The organism is Lysinibacillus sp. NPDC094177, assembly GCF_050279145.1.
Taxonomy (GTDB): Bacteria; Bacillota; Bacilli; order Bacillales_A; family Planococcaceae; genus Lysinibacillus.
The window spans coordinates 99,420-114,104 of sequence record NZ_JBNNTW010000003.1; the positions used below are offsets into that span (position 1 = coordinate 99,420).

Annotated in this window: 22 protein-coding genes and 1 pseudogene; 16 read left to right on the top strand and 7 right to left on the bottom strand. The window is 33.1% G+C overall.

Annotated features, from left to right (window positions below):
- Window positions 1–79: 79 nt before the first annotated feature.
- The 3 genes from ACQKNC_RS06460 to ACQKNC_RS06470 form a co-directional block, all read right to left on the bottom strand.
- Window positions 80–394, bottom strand: coding sequence for a hypothetical protein (locus ACQKNC_RS06460; protein WP_427424031.1), 315 nt, complete (start codon window positions 392–394; stop codon window positions 80–82).
- Between the two features lie 370 nt (window positions 395–764).
- A complete protein-coding gene (locus ACQKNC_RS06465; protein ID WP_427424032.1) occupies window positions 765–1,913 on the bottom strand; it encodes a hypothetical protein in 1,149 nt (382 codons plus the stop codon).
- Window positions 1,914–2,212: 299 nt separating this feature from the next.
- Complete coding sequence (locus ACQKNC_RS06470; protein WP_427424033.1) at window positions 2,213–3,370, bottom strand: hypothetical protein; 1,158 nt, start codon at window positions 3,368–3,370, stop codon at window positions 2,213–2,215.
- 241 nt (window positions 3,371–3,611) lie between these two features.
- Between ACQKNC_RS06470 and ACQKNC_RS06475 the strand changes: the two genes are divergently transcribed.
- The 4 genes and pseudogenes from ACQKNC_RS06475 to ACQKNC_RS06490 all read left to right on the top strand — a co-directional run bounded on the left by ACQKNC_RS06475 (window position 3,612) and on the right by ACQKNC_RS06490 (window position 5,885).
- Window positions 3,612–3,797: a transmembrane Fragile-X-F protein gene (locus ACQKNC_RS06475; RefSeq protein WP_427424034.1), complete on the top strand. Its 186-nt coding sequence runs from the start codon at window positions 3,612–3,614 to the stop codon at window positions 3,795–3,797.
- Window positions 3,798–3,831: 34 nt separating this feature from the next.
- Window positions 3,832–4,496 (top strand): annotated as a pseudogene (locus ACQKNC_RS06480) (HAD family hydrolase).
- A 438-nt stretch (window positions 4,497–4,934) separates the two neighbouring features.
- Window positions 4,935–5,147, top strand: a complete 213-nt coding sequence (locus tag ACQKNC_RS06485; protein WP_427424035.1) for a hypothetical protein — start codon at window positions 4,935–4,937, stop codon at window positions 5,145–5,147.
- 42 nt (window positions 5,148–5,189) lie between these two features.
- A complete protein-coding gene (locus ACQKNC_RS06490) occupies window positions 5,190–5,885 on the top strand; it encodes a potassium channel family protein (RefSeq protein ID WP_427424036.1) in 696 nt (231 codons plus the stop codon).
- A gap of 193 nt (window positions 5,886–6,078) precedes the next feature.
- On the opposite strand, the gene ACQKNC_RS06495 is transcribed toward ACQKNC_RS06490, so the two are convergent.
- A complete protein-coding gene (locus ACQKNC_RS06495; RefSeq protein ID WP_427424037.1) occupies window positions 6,079–6,654 on the bottom strand; it encodes a TIGR00730 family Rossman fold protein in 576 nt (191 codons plus the stop codon).
- A 143-nt stretch (window positions 6,655–6,797) separates the two neighbouring features.
- Here ACQKNC_RS06495 and ACQKNC_RS06500 point away from each other — a divergent pair, with 143 nt between their 5' ends.
- From ACQKNC_RS06500 to ACQKNC_RS06515, 4 genes are all read left to right on the top strand, one after another.
- Window positions 6,798–7,115 (top strand): MazG nucleotide pyrophosphohydrolase domain-containing protein, encoded by a 318-nt coding sequence (locus ACQKNC_RS06500; RefSeq protein WP_427424038.1) that lies wholly within the window; start codon window positions 6,798–6,800, stop codon window positions 7,113–7,115.
- Window positions 7,116–7,140: 25 nt separating this feature from the next.
- Window positions 7,141–7,347 (top strand): hypothetical protein, encoded by a 207-nt coding sequence (locus tag ACQKNC_RS06505; protein ID WP_427424039.1) that lies wholly within the window; start codon window positions 7,141–7,143, stop codon window positions 7,345–7,347.
- A gap of 6 nt (window positions 7,348–7,353) precedes the next feature.
- Complete coding sequence (locus tag ACQKNC_RS06510) at window positions 7,354–7,584, top strand: GNAT family N-acetyltransferase (RefSeq protein WP_427424332.1); 231 nt, start codon at window positions 7,354–7,356, stop codon at window positions 7,582–7,584.
- A 211-nt stretch (window positions 7,585–7,795) separates the two neighbouring features.
- Window positions 7,796–8,302: a hypothetical protein gene (locus tag ACQKNC_RS06515; protein WP_427424040.1), complete on the top strand. Its 507-nt coding sequence runs from the start codon at window positions 7,796–7,798 to the stop codon at window positions 8,300–8,302.
- Window positions 8,303–8,380: 78 nt separating this feature from the next.
- On the opposite strand, the gene ACQKNC_RS06520 is transcribed toward ACQKNC_RS06515, so the two are convergent.
- Window positions 8,381–8,629 carry a hypothetical protein gene (locus tag ACQKNC_RS06520; protein WP_427424041.1) on the bottom strand — a complete coding sequence of 83 codons (249 nt, stop codon included), beginning with the start codon at window positions 8,627–8,629 and terminating at the stop codon, window positions 8,381–8,383.
- 245 nt (window positions 8,630–8,874) lie between these two features.
- Here ACQKNC_RS06520 and ACQKNC_RS06525 point away from each other — a divergent pair, with 245 nt between their 5' ends.
- The 6 genes from ACQKNC_RS06525 (at window position 8,875) to ACQKNC_RS06550 (ending at window position 11,937) form a co-directional block, all read left to right on the top strand.
- A complete protein-coding gene (locus ACQKNC_RS06525) occupies window positions 8,875–9,741 on the top strand; it encodes a GNAT family N-acetyltransferase (RefSeq protein ID WP_427424042.1) in 867 nt (288 codons plus the stop codon).
- A 107-nt stretch (window positions 9,742–9,848) separates the two neighbouring features.
- Window positions 9,849–10,379 (top strand): GNAT family N-acetyltransferase, encoded by a 531-nt coding sequence (locus ACQKNC_RS06530; protein ID WP_427424043.1) that lies wholly within the window; start codon window positions 9,849–9,851, stop codon window positions 10,377–10,379.
- 160 nt (window positions 10,380–10,539) lie between these two features.
- Entirely contained in the window at window positions 10,540–10,755 is a 216-nt protein-coding gene (locus tag ACQKNC_RS06535) for a hypothetical protein (RefSeq protein WP_427424044.1), read from the top strand.
- 352 nt (window positions 10,756–11,107) lie between these two features.
- Window positions 11,108–11,494, top strand: coding sequence for a hypothetical protein (locus tag ACQKNC_RS06540; protein WP_427424045.1), 387 nt, complete (start codon window positions 11,108–11,110; stop codon window positions 11,492–11,494).
- 12 nt (window positions 11,495–11,506) lie between these two features.
- Window positions 11,507–11,710 carry a helix-turn-helix transcriptional regulator gene (locus ACQKNC_RS06545; protein WP_427424046.1) on the top strand — a complete coding sequence of 68 codons (204 nt, stop codon included), beginning with the start codon at window positions 11,507–11,509 and terminating at the stop codon, window positions 11,708–11,710.
- A 14-nt stretch (window positions 11,711–11,724) separates the two neighbouring features.
- Window positions 11,725–11,937, top strand: coding sequence for a hypothetical protein (locus ACQKNC_RS06550; protein ID WP_427424047.1), 213 nt, complete (start codon window positions 11,725–11,727; stop codon window positions 11,935–11,937).
- Window positions 11,938–12,024: 87 nt separating this feature from the next.
- Here the strand turns inward: ACQKNC_RS06550 and ACQKNC_RS06555 are convergent, their stop codons facing one another.
- Together ACQKNC_RS06555 and ACQKNC_RS06560 are read right to left on the bottom strand one after the other, a co-directional pair.
- Complete coding sequence (locus tag ACQKNC_RS06555; protein ID WP_427424048.1) at window positions 12,025–12,393, bottom strand: hypothetical protein; 369 nt, start codon at window positions 12,391–12,393, stop codon at window positions 12,025–12,027.
- Between the two features lie 631 nt (window positions 12,394–13,024).
- A complete protein-coding gene (locus ACQKNC_RS06560) occupies window positions 13,025–13,540 on the bottom strand; it encodes a hypothetical protein (RefSeq protein WP_427424049.1) in 516 nt (171 codons plus the stop codon).
- A 23-nt stretch (window positions 13,541–13,563) separates the two neighbouring features.
- Between ACQKNC_RS06560 and ACQKNC_RS06565 the strand changes: the two genes are divergently transcribed.
- Together ACQKNC_RS06565 and ACQKNC_RS06570 are read left to right on the top strand one after the other, a co-directional pair.
- Window positions 13,564–13,707 (top strand): TetR-like C-terminal domain-containing protein, encoded by a 144-nt coding sequence (locus ACQKNC_RS06565; RefSeq protein ID WP_427424050.1) that lies wholly within the window; start codon window positions 13,564–13,566, stop codon window positions 13,705–13,707.
- Between the two features lie 177 nt (window positions 13,708–13,884).
- Entirely contained in the window at window positions 13,885–14,661 is a 777-nt protein-coding gene (locus ACQKNC_RS06570; protein ID WP_427424051.1) for a class I SAM-dependent methyltransferase, read from the top strand.
- Window positions 14,662–14,685 lie beyond the last annotated feature (24 nt).

Here is a 14,685-nt window from a genome sequence, read left to right on the forward strand (position 1 = left end):
AGATAAATCGCTTAAATCAAAATCAAATTAGAGGACAAAGAAAGCTTAATTGCCATCTTGGTCATTTTTTAATTCATGATTAAAATTTCACATAACCCTCATCGCTGTCTATGTCAAGAAAGTAAAATTCCTGAACCCCATGTTCTTCCTGAAAATATTTCTTAACGGTTTCTAAATCTTTTCCAAAAAAAGGGTAAGGACTAGAAAAAAAAGAGATTTTATATTTTGATTCTTCATATATTTTTCCATCAAAAATTTCATCGTTAAACTGAATATCAATATAGTGACCACTGTAGGCTATGTCATATGTTCCATCTTCATTCAGCCCACATTTGTCTTCAAATGGAATAAATTTAATTTTGTAAGTTCTTTCATTTGTAATTAGTGTTTCCATGTTCCGTTAACTCCTTATTTCTGTTCCAATTATCCAACGAAATTGAGGTTATAAACTTGTTGGAGATTAATGATATTTTTACCATGAATTTATAACAATGGATCTAGTTATTGATGGATTAACAGTAATAACTGAAGGTAATGTGTTCTCTATACCAAAAGAGAAGGGGATTTATATTTATTGTAATTCCGGAAGTTGGGCTAAAGAAAGTTCTTCTTATATTTTTGCTATAGAAGTAAAATAATTAGATTGAATTAATTCAAAAAAAATATTGTGAATCAACGGTCATTTTTATTATCTTCTTTAAGTTAAAAAAGAGGAATCCCAACAATCATCCTAAATGATTGTTGAGACACCCCGATTCTTTTATTTATTGTGGAAGATATTCTTTGCCGTTAATTATTACTTTAGAAGCAGCAATTAGAATTTCTTTATTTGCTTTATAATATGGCTCTAAAATATTGTGGAATGCATCCCATTTCTCTTCAATTTTTGCTTGCTCTTCTTTTTTATCTAGCTTTAAGATTTCTTCGTAAAGCTGTTTTAATTGTTTGCTATCCGCTTCACTAACTTTGAAATCAAAATCAGCCATGTATTCTTCAAATGTTTGAGGTTTTATGAACTGATCAAGAATTTCATAGAATTCACCCCATAGTTTTTCAGATAACTCTGCCTTTTCATCTTTGTCTGCTTTTTGGGCATCCTTATAAATATTTTTTAGTTTTGCTAAAGTTTCAGCAGGGATATCTAACTTCATGTCTTCCATGTATTCTTCAAATGTTTGAGGTGGATAAAGTTCATCAAGATATGGTTGAAGTATTTTATAAAACTCATCCATTTTTTCATTAGACTTTTCCTCTTGATCAGCTTTTTCAAGTTTTACCCATTCTTCATAAATAGCTTTAAGATCTTTTTTATCTTTTTCTGCAATAACTATATTTTTTTCACTAAATCCAAAATCTTTTAAATACTCTTCAAATGTTTGAGGCTCCCAAATAGCTAAAAAATATGGCTTAGTAATTTTACTCATGTCTGTATAAACTACATTCATTTTTTCAAAAATCTTTTCTAACATTTCTTCATTATCCGTCACTTTTGAAGCTTCTTTTTCCAGCTTCTTCAGTTCATTAAACATTTTTTCTAATTTTGTTAGGTCTTCAACAGTTACCTCTTTAGGCAAGTTCCTTTTATAAACTTCAAATGTGTTGAAGTCTGAATAATCCTCTGCAACGCTACCTTCAACTGTGATTTCCTGTCCTTCTACTAAGTTCATTTTTTCTAGTTGTTCTTCAGAGAATTTATAGAAACTGATATAGTAGTTTTTACCGTCTCTACCTTTGAGATCCATCCCGTCTCCGTAGATGTTTTTAATTGTTCCTGTAATTTGTTGTTCGATTTGAACAGTAGCCCCATTTGTGGGCTCTATTGAAGTAGCTCCTGCTTGAAGTGGCGTCAGAACAGCCATTCCTATTGTTAGTGCAGAAGCAATCATCCAAGTTTTTTTAATCGGTTTTTTCATTATCATTTCCCCTTTTATTTACTCTGGAACACAATGTTTCCATTATTTAGACGGATTACCAATGAAAAAGGTTCATTGTTTTTTTAAAAATTTAAAACATTCCATGTTAAGAACTTGAAGTCGAAACGGAGATAAATAGCGAGGAGAGTGAACGAATAAAAAAGGAAAGTAATGTTTTTTCTACTCCAAAAGAGAAGGGGATTTATATTTATAGTATTTCTGGAAGGTAGCTTTAGGTATAAAAAGGGGAGTCCCAACAATCATCTCCAAATGATTGTCGAGACTCCCCGAATCTGTACTTATTGTAGAAGGTATTCTTGGCCGTTAACTATTACTTTGGAAGGAGAAATTAGAACTTCTTTATTTGCTTTGAAATAAGTGTCTAAAATATTGTGAAATGCTTCCCAATTTTCTCTAATTTTTTCTTGTTCTTCTTTTTTATCAAGCTTTAAAGCTTCTTCATAAAGCTGTTTTAATTGTTTTTTATCGGTAGCGCTTATTTCGAAATCGTCGTAGTTAGCAATGTATTCTTCAAATGGTTCAGGCTTAATGAACTGATCAATGATGTCAGAGAATTCACTCCATAATTTTTCAGATAGCTCATAATTTTCAACTTTTTCGGCTTTTTGAGCATCTTCATAAATAGGTTTTAGTTTTGCTAAAGTTTCAGTAGGGATATCTAGGTCCAGACGTTCCATGAAATCTTCAAATGGTTGAGGTGGATAAAGTTCATCAAAATATGGTTGAAGGATTTTACTAAATTCATCATATTTATTGTTAGCCTTTTCTTCTTGGCCGTCTTTTTCAAGCTTTACCCATTCTTCATAAATAACTTTAAGCTGTTTTTTATCACTTTCTGCTATAACTATATTTTTTTCACTAAAACCGTAATTTTCTATATACTCTTCAAATGGTTGAGGTTGCCAATTAGCTAAATAATACGGGTTAGTAATTTTATTCATGTCTGAATAAATTTTTCTAATTTCTTCATATTTCTTTTCGGCCTCTTCAAACGCTTTATTTTCCTCCGCCTTTGAAGCTTCTTTTTCCAACTTCTTCACTTCATTAAACATTTTTTCTAATTTTGTTAGCTCTTCATTAGTTACCCCTTTAGGCAATTCTTTTTTATAAACTTCGAATGTATAGAAGTCTGAATAATCCTCTACTACATTGCCTTCAACTGTGATTTCCTGTCCTTCTACTAAGTTCATTTTTACATGTTGTTCTTCAGAAAATTTATAGAAGCTGATATAGTAGTTTTTACCGTCCCTACCTTTTAGATACATCCCATCATCGCTGATGCTTTTAATCGTTCCTGTAATTTGTTGTTCGATTTGAACAGTAACACCATTTGTTGGTTCTACTGAAGTAGCTCCTGCTTGAAGTGGCGTCAGAACAGCCATTCCTATTGTTAGTGCTGAAGCAATCACCCAAGTTTTCTTAATCGGTTTTTTCATTATCATTTCTCCTTTTTTTCTATCTGGAAATCATTTCTTCCAATATTTAGACGAATTACCAGTTGAAAAAGTTCGTCATTTTCAAAAAAAGTTAAAAAGTTTTAAACATTTCGTGTAAAGTGCTTAAATAGTTATATAACAATAAAGTTTGAGGGGGTAAATGTAGGTAAAGTCATCAGGGGAATTAGCGACAAGAATCTAAATTCTGAATGACGAAAATCAGTTATCTGGTGGTGTGAATATGGGAATCGCTGAAGTATTAACAATTGTCTTTGTAGTATTTAAGCTAACGGATGTTATCGCATGGTCTTGGTGGTTAGTGCTTTTGCCAGCAATCATATCCTTTAGCATTTACGCATTAATTTTGCTGATGAAGTTAGTAATGGTAATGATAGCGGTAGTGGCAGTGAAAAAACGTAAAGAATAGTAAAATGAAGATTTAAATTAGGGGATGCATACTAATGATTCAAGCGGTGATTTTTGATTTAGATGGAACATTGTTAGATCGTGATAGTTCAGTTCGATCATTTATTGAACAGCAATACGAGCGATTAAAGCCGAATCTATCACATATTTTAAAAGAAAACTATGTTCAACGCTTTATTGAGCTGGATAATCGTGGCTATGTATGGAAAGATAAAGTCTATCAGCAATTAAGCGAAGAATTTTCTATTGAGTTATCTCCAAAAGTAATGTTAGAGGATTACATACGAGAATTTAAGTATTATTGTGTTCCATTTGTAAATTTGCATAGCATGTGCACAATTTGAAAAAGCAAGGCTTAAAACTTGGCTTGATTACAAATGGTTATGGGCAATTTCAATTAGATAATATACGGGCATTAAGGGTTGAAGATAATTTTGACGTGATTCTTATTTCTGAATGGGAAGGTATCAAAAAGCCGAATGCTGAAATATTTCATCGAGCACTATCCAAACTAGGGGTGTCAGCAAACGTAAGTATGTACATAGGGGATCATCCTTTCAATGATGTGGAAGCTGCTAAAAATATAGGGATGATGGCTATTTGGAAAAGAAATGATGGATGGCAAAATGTTGAAGCAGATTACATCATTGATAATTTAATTGAAATTCATGACATTTTAAAAGTTTTGCAGGCAACCTAGGAGATTATCCTGGTGGCAAAGTACATTGAGTGCTAGAAAAATTGATTTATGACCTTACATACAACGGCATTATCAAAGAAGCAGAGAGCATTTGATAAACAGTATGAGGAAATGACTATTGAAGAATTGAAAGCAGTGATCTTTAAAATGCAAAAAGGGTTTGAAACCAATAAAATATCCAACAGGAGCAGACTGCACCTTCGTGCTTCGGCGGACGCAGACATAGCCTTGCAGAGCCCGTGCCAAATGCAATTTGGATTTAGAAGTATAATATGAAATCAGGCGTGTTGATTAGGAAAAAAATAGGTTTATTATTGAGAAATAAAAGGTTTTTTTGTTGCCATTTTGCTAATATATTTCCATTTTTAACTGATTGTAGCGTAGGGCTACTCGACTCCCGCGGGAAAGCGAGACAGACGAGACCCTGAGGCCAACACGATGTTGGTCACGAAGGCATTGTCACAGGACGTGACGCACTTAGCCTTCGTTCCTTTAGCGAAGGAAGCGGCTCGACGCTCGCCCGCAGGAAGCCTTGCTCTGTGCGAAAGCGAAGCGACAGCAACAAAGCGAGTAGCCCGTAGCGGAAATCAGAGCCTTCAAATTAATAAGAGTGGATTAAAATGGTTAATCAACACACCTGGTATAATATGAAATATATGACTATTAAACTATTTGATATAGGCGGTCGATTTAGTGAAAAAGCTTGTAATTACATATGAAATTTTTATGATTGTTTTAATCCTTATCTCAGTAGCCCTTGCTCTTATGTTTGATAAACGATTTGTGATTTTTCAACAAACTATTTGGCTCATATTCGTAGTGGATTACTGTGTTCGTTTTATACGAGCAGAAAACAAGTGGCACTATGTAAAGAAACATCCCTTAGAGTTAGTAGCTATAATCCCTTTCGATTCCCTTTTAAGAGCAGCTAGACTCGTCCGTATATTTAAAGTTCTTCAATTACTTGGCATCAGTTCTCGTTATTTAAAACCTTATTATGCGGTGTTAAAAACGAATGGATTAGACAAAGCTTTCAAGTTTGCTGTCGCAATGTTATTTGTCATACCAATACCGATTGCTATAGTTGAACCGGCGATTGAAACTTACGCTGAAGCGTTGTGGTGGGGATTGATTACAATAACTACAGTTGGATATGGAGATATTGCGCCTGTTACCGCATTAGGTCGATTAATGGCTGCTCTATTACTAATGGTAGGGATTGGGATTATCGCTATATTCACATCTGCAGTTACTAATTATTTTAGTAATATACCTAAAGATTCTCGAGATAAACAAGTCATGAAAATAATTCAGTCGATTGATGAGATTGAAGACATAACAAAAGAGGATATTGAGTTTATCCAGTTATTCTTGAAAAGGAAATTATAAATATACGCTAAAGGGTTACCCATTGGAAGCGTCCATAGAGTCATACTTTTATATAATATGACACCCCAATTCAACATGAAAAAACAGCTGAATTCATATATTTCAGCTGTTTTTTGAGTATGTAAGATAGTAAAGAATTTTTATTAAATCCATTACAATATCCTATAATTGCAAGTTACTTTAATCAATATATTCATTTATTTGCTTGATATGTTTTAACCGCAGGAGGGACATACGCTGCACATTTATCCAAAAGCGCTGCAACATCTTCTTCTACAAGTAGTGCATTTCGAGATGGAGCTTGTAAAAATTGTTCGTTTTGCATATGGTTAAATAACCCAATGAGTAAATCGTAATAATGATTAATATTTAAAATACCGCAAGGCTTTTGAAGAAGGCCGATTTGATTCCAAGTGAATACTTCAAAAAATTCTTCTAACGTACCAGGTCCTCCAGGTAAAGCAATAAAGCCATCAGCTAGTTCCATCATTTTGCTTTTGCGTTCATGCATAGAATTGACGACAATTAGCTCTGTTAAATGCTTATGAGAAATTTCACGTTCCTCTAGTAACTTTGGAATAACCCCAATTACCTTGCCACCTTCACGAAGAACCGTGTCAGCAACTGTTCCCATCACGCCTACACTCGCTCCACCATAAATTAAGGTAATATTACGTTTTGCTAATTCTTTTCCTAGAAGAATAGCTCCTTCTCTATATGCCTCAGAAGCACCGATGCTTGATCCGCAAAATACTGCAATACTATCCATAATTGTTCCTCCATATCTGATAAGTTTTCTTTCCGCATTAACGGTAGTGAACCTTAAGCGGGGGATGAAAAAACCCCACTGATTCACGTTTCACTTTTATAGTATAATTTAATTTTGATAGGAAAGAAATGGAGGAAGTAGAAATGGAATTAAACGAGTTTCAAAAATGGGTAAAGGACTACTATGATACACGTGGTTGGTCTGATTTAAGTATTTTTACGCGTATTGGCTTTCTAGCAGAAGAAACTGGGGAAGTAGCAAGAGCGATAAGAGCGTTGGAAATTGGTAGGGATAGACCAGATGAAAAGATTCAAACATATGAGGAAAATAAGCAAGAATTAGTAGAGGAGCTTGGAGATGTTTTAGGGAATATTATTGTAATAGCAAATAAATATGATATTTCACTTGAAGAAATTTTTTCAACTCATCAGGAAAAGCTAATGGAGCGTTATAAAGCATAGAAATACATATGGAAAGAGGATTCATATGGATTATCAAGTTGAGATATTAATAGAAAATCACGATGACTTTACTACGTTTTTAAATACAAAGATTAGAGAGTACAACGACGAACATTCACCGTACCATAAAGAAAGTAGACAAAAGGGTTCTGTTCGTCCGTTGAACTTAATCGTAACCGATCATCAACAGCAATGGATAGGAGGCATCACTGCTGAGGTATATTGGGGATGAGTAGAAATCAACAAGTTTTGGTTTAGCAAAGAATACCGTGGAAAAGGCATTGGTGGAAAGTTACTGGCGAAAGCTGAAGAAACAGCTAAGCAAATGGGAGCAACGAAGGCATTGCTAACTACATATGACTTTCAAGCACGCACATTTTATGAGGCGAGAGGCTATGAAGTTGTAGGCGAGATAAAAGATTATCCGCCTGGAAGTAGCTATTATACAATGGTAAAACAACTACTTTAAGTTTTAAAAGGCTGTCTGATTATCTCATTGTGACAGCCTTTTGCTATGTATTAACTTCCATTCAATTTATTCCCTTGGTAAATTGAATGGAAGTTTCTTCAGCACATACACCCTTTTATCCTACAGGCACGTATTTTTCAAAAAATATATAGCTGAAAAATGACTAAAAAAACGCTCTAATGTCAAACTTATAATAAAGGGGAGATTTAGTGTGTACTCGATATCAAACTTTAAATTACTTGTTGATAAGCAGGCAGAAATTGATACCATTCATCAAAATTGTGATAATTTAATACAAACAACTGTAACGCCTAAAATGGATGCGGAAGTCAATAAATTGTTAGATGCCATTAATAAAAAACTAACCGAACAATGCTTTACGATTACAGTGACATCTACTGGACTGATTGCAAAATATAGTGAAGCAGTTATTAATATTGACAAGCATTCGAAAGATCTGGAGGAGTGTTTTTTCATTAATTTAAATAGTTATGCGGAAGATCAAGTTTCCATTGTTTTAGACATTTCGGATACAATGATGCCGAAAATTTCCAATAATATTGACGGCTACGCTGAGATTATTGAGCAAATGACCGATACATTAAAGTACGCAAAAAGTCTTGAAAAAGCTTGTACTTCACCAAAGTTTATTTATAAAACTCAAAGCAATATTATATTTCATTCGGCTGAAGAAGTAGTTAATTATTATTTTCAGTAAAGAACCAGCCACCCAAATAGATAAATAGGGTGGCCGATAAAGGAAGTGCTATTGATTAGAAATTCCAGCTACAATCAATTAAACAATAAACTTTCTTACGAATATTAACAGTATCATCGATAGGAAGAAGAAATAAAGTGGCATTATCATCAATGAACCATTATGCAGTAAACTCATTCCAGACGTTATTAAGCTAACGAGTAAGTAATAACCTAAACTGAAAATCGCGCCAGTTGTTCCGATAACGTCCTGAAAGTTGACAAGCGCAAGGCTTAAACAAATAGGTAGAGCGATTCCTGATTCTAATAACGTAATAAAAATCGACAATAAAATGCCTTTAGTAAGACGATTAAAGGCAATGATAAAGCACTGACGATTAGAAACAATAAAGCTCCGACAGTCAATACAAAACAACCGAGATGAATTACTTTTCAGGCTGATATTTGTCACAGTCGGAACGGAAATCAACCCCACGTTATAGTGATAAATCTAAATTTTTTAAAAATTTCTCTTGTACATAATAGAGTATGCATATAAAATAGAAACAAATGTTCTTAGTGGAGGGAGAATAAATGACTACAATTCATAATCAATTACAATTAGTATCATTCGATGCAAATGATATTCCTGGATTAATTGCCCTTTCTGACTCAGTCGGGTGGGATTATGATGAATTCGAAATTAGAACGGTGATGATGTCAGGCAAAATATTTGGGCACAAAAATGCTGTAGGGAAAATTGTTTCAAGTGCTGCCATTATCACATATGATACAAATTTAGCTTCGATTGGTATGGTCATCGTACATGAAAATTACAGAGGGCTCGGCTTAGGGAAATTAGCTACTCAAAAATGTATTGAAAGTGTTTCAGAACAGACAGAAATTATGCTCGTCGCAACAAAAGACGGTGAACCGTTATATAAGAAAATGGGCTTTGCCACTGTAGATTATGTACATAAATATCTCGCTGACCATTATGGCGGTGCCCTTAACATAACTTCTAATGAGCATAAAATTGAAGATTTTAATGAGTATGATTTTGCTGATGTTGTTAGTTTAGATGCTGCAGCCTTCGGAGATAAAAGAAGTAAATTTCTAGCGAATAGAATAAAACAATCCAAGCATTGTATTGTTGTGAAAGATCATCATGGAAATATTATAGGCTTTGGGTTGTCCATTTTAGGTCCAATCAATCTTATTTTAGGTCCAATCATAGCAACTGATTCTAAAACAGCCAGTCTCATAATTAATATTTTAGCGAACGATCATAATGGAAAATTAAGAATTGATGTTCCATCTGGTCATGGTGAATTTATTAAATGGTTAGAACAAAGTGGTTTTACAGAGGCAAATACACCTCCCGTTATGATTCTTCATACTGAAAAAATGCCGACTAGAAATAATACGCTATTTGCCATAGCTGCACAAATTTTTGGATAAAATCACTTAAACAAAGTGAGCACACTTTTTATTGGGTGTGTTTTTTTGTTTTTAAAGGATTTTAATGGAAATGTGGAGAATAGATGATATTAAAGGGGGAGAATCAAATGTTTCCGAATTTAGAGACAGAAAGACTTATGTTAAGAGAGCTGACGGAGGATGATGCGCAAAGCATTTTTAATTGCTTTTCGAATGAAGAAGTCACACGCTACTATGGACAAGAGCCATTTATAGAGATACAGCAAGCAGAAAATTTAGTGAAATTATTTTCAAAGAACTTTGCTTCAAAAAGAGGAATAAGATGGGGGATTGAAAGAAAGGAAACAAAGGAGATAATCGGGACAATTGGTTATAACGTTTGGTCGCCTATACATAGACGAGCAGAAATCGGTTATGAAATTCATCCTGATTATTGGAGAAAGGGATACACTCAAGAGGCGGTCACTGAAATTGTGTCATATGGCTTTGAGCAAATGGGGTTAACTCGTATAGGTGCTGTTGTATTTATTGAAAATGAAGCCTCGAATAAGCTGCTTACCAAAATTGGTTTTCAACAGGAAGGAATTCTTAGAGATTATATGTATCAAAATGGACAGGCACACGATACATTTGTCTATTCCATTTTAAAGAATAGATAAAGAATTACTTTCTCTTAAGAGTAATTTCCCTTAACCAACGGTAATGGATAATAAATGATAACTAAGACCTGGTTTTGTGTTTGCTTTTTTCGGTTATAGTGCTAGTGAAGACATCGATTTTTATTAGTAGTGAAAAAGTAACAGTAAGGAGCTTTGTGAAATGGGAATACAATGTAGCACAGCTTATTTTGAGAAGCTGGATTTACTTGAAAATCTATATGCAGGAAAGGCAGCGTTAAAAGAAGCGATGCCCACGCACAATGTCAGTAAAAGTCATTTGGAATGCTTTGAACAAATAGAAGTAGCAATTGCTAAGCTAAATAAGGAAATTCGGATAATTGAGCTAAATATTATCCAGTCAGTAGATTCAAAATAAATTAAATAAGATAAACTCATGCATAAAATAATTAATTGCATGAGTTTTTTTGTTGAGCTTCATGTAATATGATTGACCTTAAATTTTTTCCACATCCATAAAATTTCTAATAATGAACCGTCTTTTTAGGTTTATGTTCGTGCTTTAATTTACATTCAAAAACGATGAAAACTTAACTCTATTTTCTTCGCATTGTTAAACATGGTGTGTTGATAATTTGGTGATTTTTTTAGAGTTTTTAATAAAAATTTCATTATTTAGCAAATATTTAACTTGATTTTATTCAAAAAAGAAGTTAATATGAACTAAACTTCACATGAAGTAAACTTCATATTTTGGGGGGAGTATTGTTTTGAAACGAAAGTTATTTCAAAGATTATTAACATCATTCATTGCAATAATATTAGGTGTTACTAGTCTTTTGATGAATCCAACAGATAAGATGTCAGCAATCTATCTTTTCATTGCTGGTACTATTATTTTGATTGCATCGATAACGATTTATTTAAGAAAATCAGAAAAAGAGGATGATTTATCGAAAGAGTATGATGAAAGAGATGCTCTTATTGAAGGACAAGCTGCCAATATAGCTATGCAATGCATAAGTTCATTAATAATAATTTTACTGTTTTTGAGTAATTTTATTGTATTATCTGTAAAAGCAGTTCTTTTACTATTAATACTCGCTCTTTTCATCCTCAATATTGTAACGAAATTTTTCTATGAACGAGTCCTTTAAAGGAGGACGAAAATGGAGAATAGAGTACGAGATTTAAGAAAACAGCATAATTTAACTCAGCAAGAATTGGCTGATCGTGTAAGTGTATCATCAAGAACGATTATTTCACTCGAGAATCAGAAGTATAATCCTTCTGTATTACTTGCATATAAAATTGCATCGATTTTTAATCAGTCGATAGAGGAAGTTTTTATTTTTGATGAAAGTGACAAATAAGGAGATTATTTAATATGTTAGTAGCAAGTATCTTTACCATTTTCGGGATTATTTTAACTGCTTGGGGAGTTTATCGAATGAAAACAGATGATGCTCTTTTTGGAAAGAGTCAAAAAAGCAAAAATATTTTTAATCTTTTGCTATTTTGGCAGGCATCAGGAATTGGTCAATTTTTAAGTGGAATTGTTTGTGTAATTATTGGGGTAGCTATTTTATTGTTCGGGTAACCCATTCAATTTAATACATTTAAACAAAAAACCAGGACTCACTTTATTAATGAGTACCTGGTTATTTTGTGCTTATTAAGGTCTATATTAAAGTGCCTTTTCTTTTTGGTTGAATAGGGAAACTGCTGCTAAAAATACCATAGTTACGTTAATGACAAGTGCAACAATATTTAAAAAGTCATTTGTTGGCATAAATACAATAATCAATGATGTTACTGCAACAAATAATGGTATTACCTTATTGATATTTGTGACTAATTGTAACTTGTGATAATTTCTTAGGATGAAATAAATACCTATTAAAATTGGCGCTGTAAGGAATACTCCTAAATATCCCCATGCATCTTCAATAAACCAAGGGAAAAAGCGCATACGTGAAGTGAAAATAAAAAGATTTAAAATGATAGATCCTACTAATATGCTGTTTATTATAATAACTTTCTTGTTTTTCTCCATTTTAATTACTCCTTAAAAAATGAATTATTTACTAATTAATTCATGAAAATGATTCATGAATTTTTCCTCTTAAATGTCTATAACAACGATAATGCTGACTAACCATATTTTGTTGTACTAAAACTATTATTCATACCTCCGTGAGCTAGTATTATATGCGTCCAATCAAAGGATTTTTATAGAAATCAATTTATAATTTCTTAATTCAAATAACATCATCCTTACGATTTTTGGTTACTTATAGTGTAATTTTACACTGAAAGTAACCTTTTTGCAAACGGATTTTTTATCGGTAAATAATTACATTTAATAACGTTCTTTAATTTCTGGAAGAGGGTGCAGGCACTGGGTGTCGTTTTGAGACAGTAAGATAACACCTTGCAACTTTTATGTATACGAAAAATGAAAACCATTTGGTAAAAGGGGATGATTGCCATATAAGAGGCTATTTCCTTGAGTATGAGATGATTAAAAAGGGGCTTTATTAAATGTTGAGATGGGTCGATTCGATAAAAAGAAGCTCTCGATAGATTTTTTAACGAGAGCTATTTAACAAAAATGCTAGATTTCTTATTGAGGACTTATTAGACAACACTTTTTTGAGTTAGTATGTGATCTTTTTCAATCAGCATTACGATTGAACTGAAACTTCTTCTCCGTCCCCGGAAGTTCTCTCTTTTGATGAAGTATCCTCTTTATAAGAACTCCGTTTTACTACAGATAGAAGTAATACTAAAATACTTACAACAGCAATCCAGCATAATGTAATTGCTGCAGTGCCCCAAAGTTCTCCACTAAAGAAAGGAATTTCCTTTAATCCTTCGAACATAAAGCGGAATGGTAACCATGGATAGATCCAATCAGCGTAAAACCTAGGCAACATTTCTGGAGCAATTTGTAGAAGAGGTAGACCAAAGAACATTAAAAGAATGAAGATTGGTAAACTTGCAAATTGAATCCATACAGTTATAGCTAGTATTAATAAAATAAATGTTGCGCAAGTTAGTGATAAAAATAGAGCAACATGGTTAAAATCTGCAAATTTATAATCCAGCATCCAAGTGGAATACCAAGTTAATAAATAGCCTCCAAATAAACCAATAATAATGGCAATCAGAGCCTGGAATCCTCGGAATTGAATTAACATTAGCGTATAACTCAAATGCAATTTTGGGAGTTATTACGTACTGGCTACAACACGATACGCAACAATCACCAGAGGAAATCGCCACGATGTTGATAGAAACAATCTTAAAAGGAACTTTTGAAGCTAGTGGATTACGTTCAATTTTTGAAAAAGATAGTGAGAGGTAGATTTTAATCATTAAAAACTCAATTCTATTTTCAGTAGCTCTACTAATTTTCAATAACAAAAACTTATGGAAATTAATAATTAACATTGATTTTACTTATGTATAAAATGGTTGTAAAATAATGTTGGTAAGGATATCCATAAAGATTGGTATATAAAAACAGAAAAGAGTGATGAAGATGGGCATTGATTTTCACAATAAGGACAATCAAACTACTTATACAACTCGACAGGCTGACCACTCGTGGATGGAAGCAATGAAAGAACTTGTCCCTAGCATGAATACTTCTAAGGCTACAGATATTGGCTGCGGCGGAGGAATTTATGCTAAAGCATTAGCAGATATGGGCGTACCTTCTGTGATAGGTGTGGATTTTTCACAGGCAATGCTCGTTGGGGCAAAAGAAAATTGTAAAGAATATCATAATATAACTTTCAAGCAAGGAAATGCATTGGATACAGGGTTAGACAATGACAGCTATCAGTTAGTATTGGAACGAGCATTAATTCATCATATTCAAGATTTAAAGGCTTGTTTTCAAGAAGCATATAGAATTTTGGAGGATAAAGGGATCTATATTATCCAGGACCGTACACCTGAAGATTGTCTACTAAAAGGTGATAACTGCCATATTCGAGGCTATTTCTTTGAGCGTTTTCCAAAGTTAAAGAAACAAGAAATTAAACGTAGACATAGTAATGAGTTAGTAGTTGAGACACTTAAGGAAATTGGCTTTAGCGAGATTAATGAAGTAAAGCTATGGGAAACAAGGAATGTGTATGAGCAGAAAGAGCAATTAATAAAAGATTTACAGGAAAGAACAGGAAGAAGTATTTTACACGAGTTAGACGATGAAGAATTAAATGAATTAGTAAATTATATTGATAAGTCCATTTCAACTGAGAGTCCTATTGTGGAAAAAGACAGATGGACTATTTGGAAAGCTGTGAAATGATTTTAAAAAAGGGTTCCTCCGTCG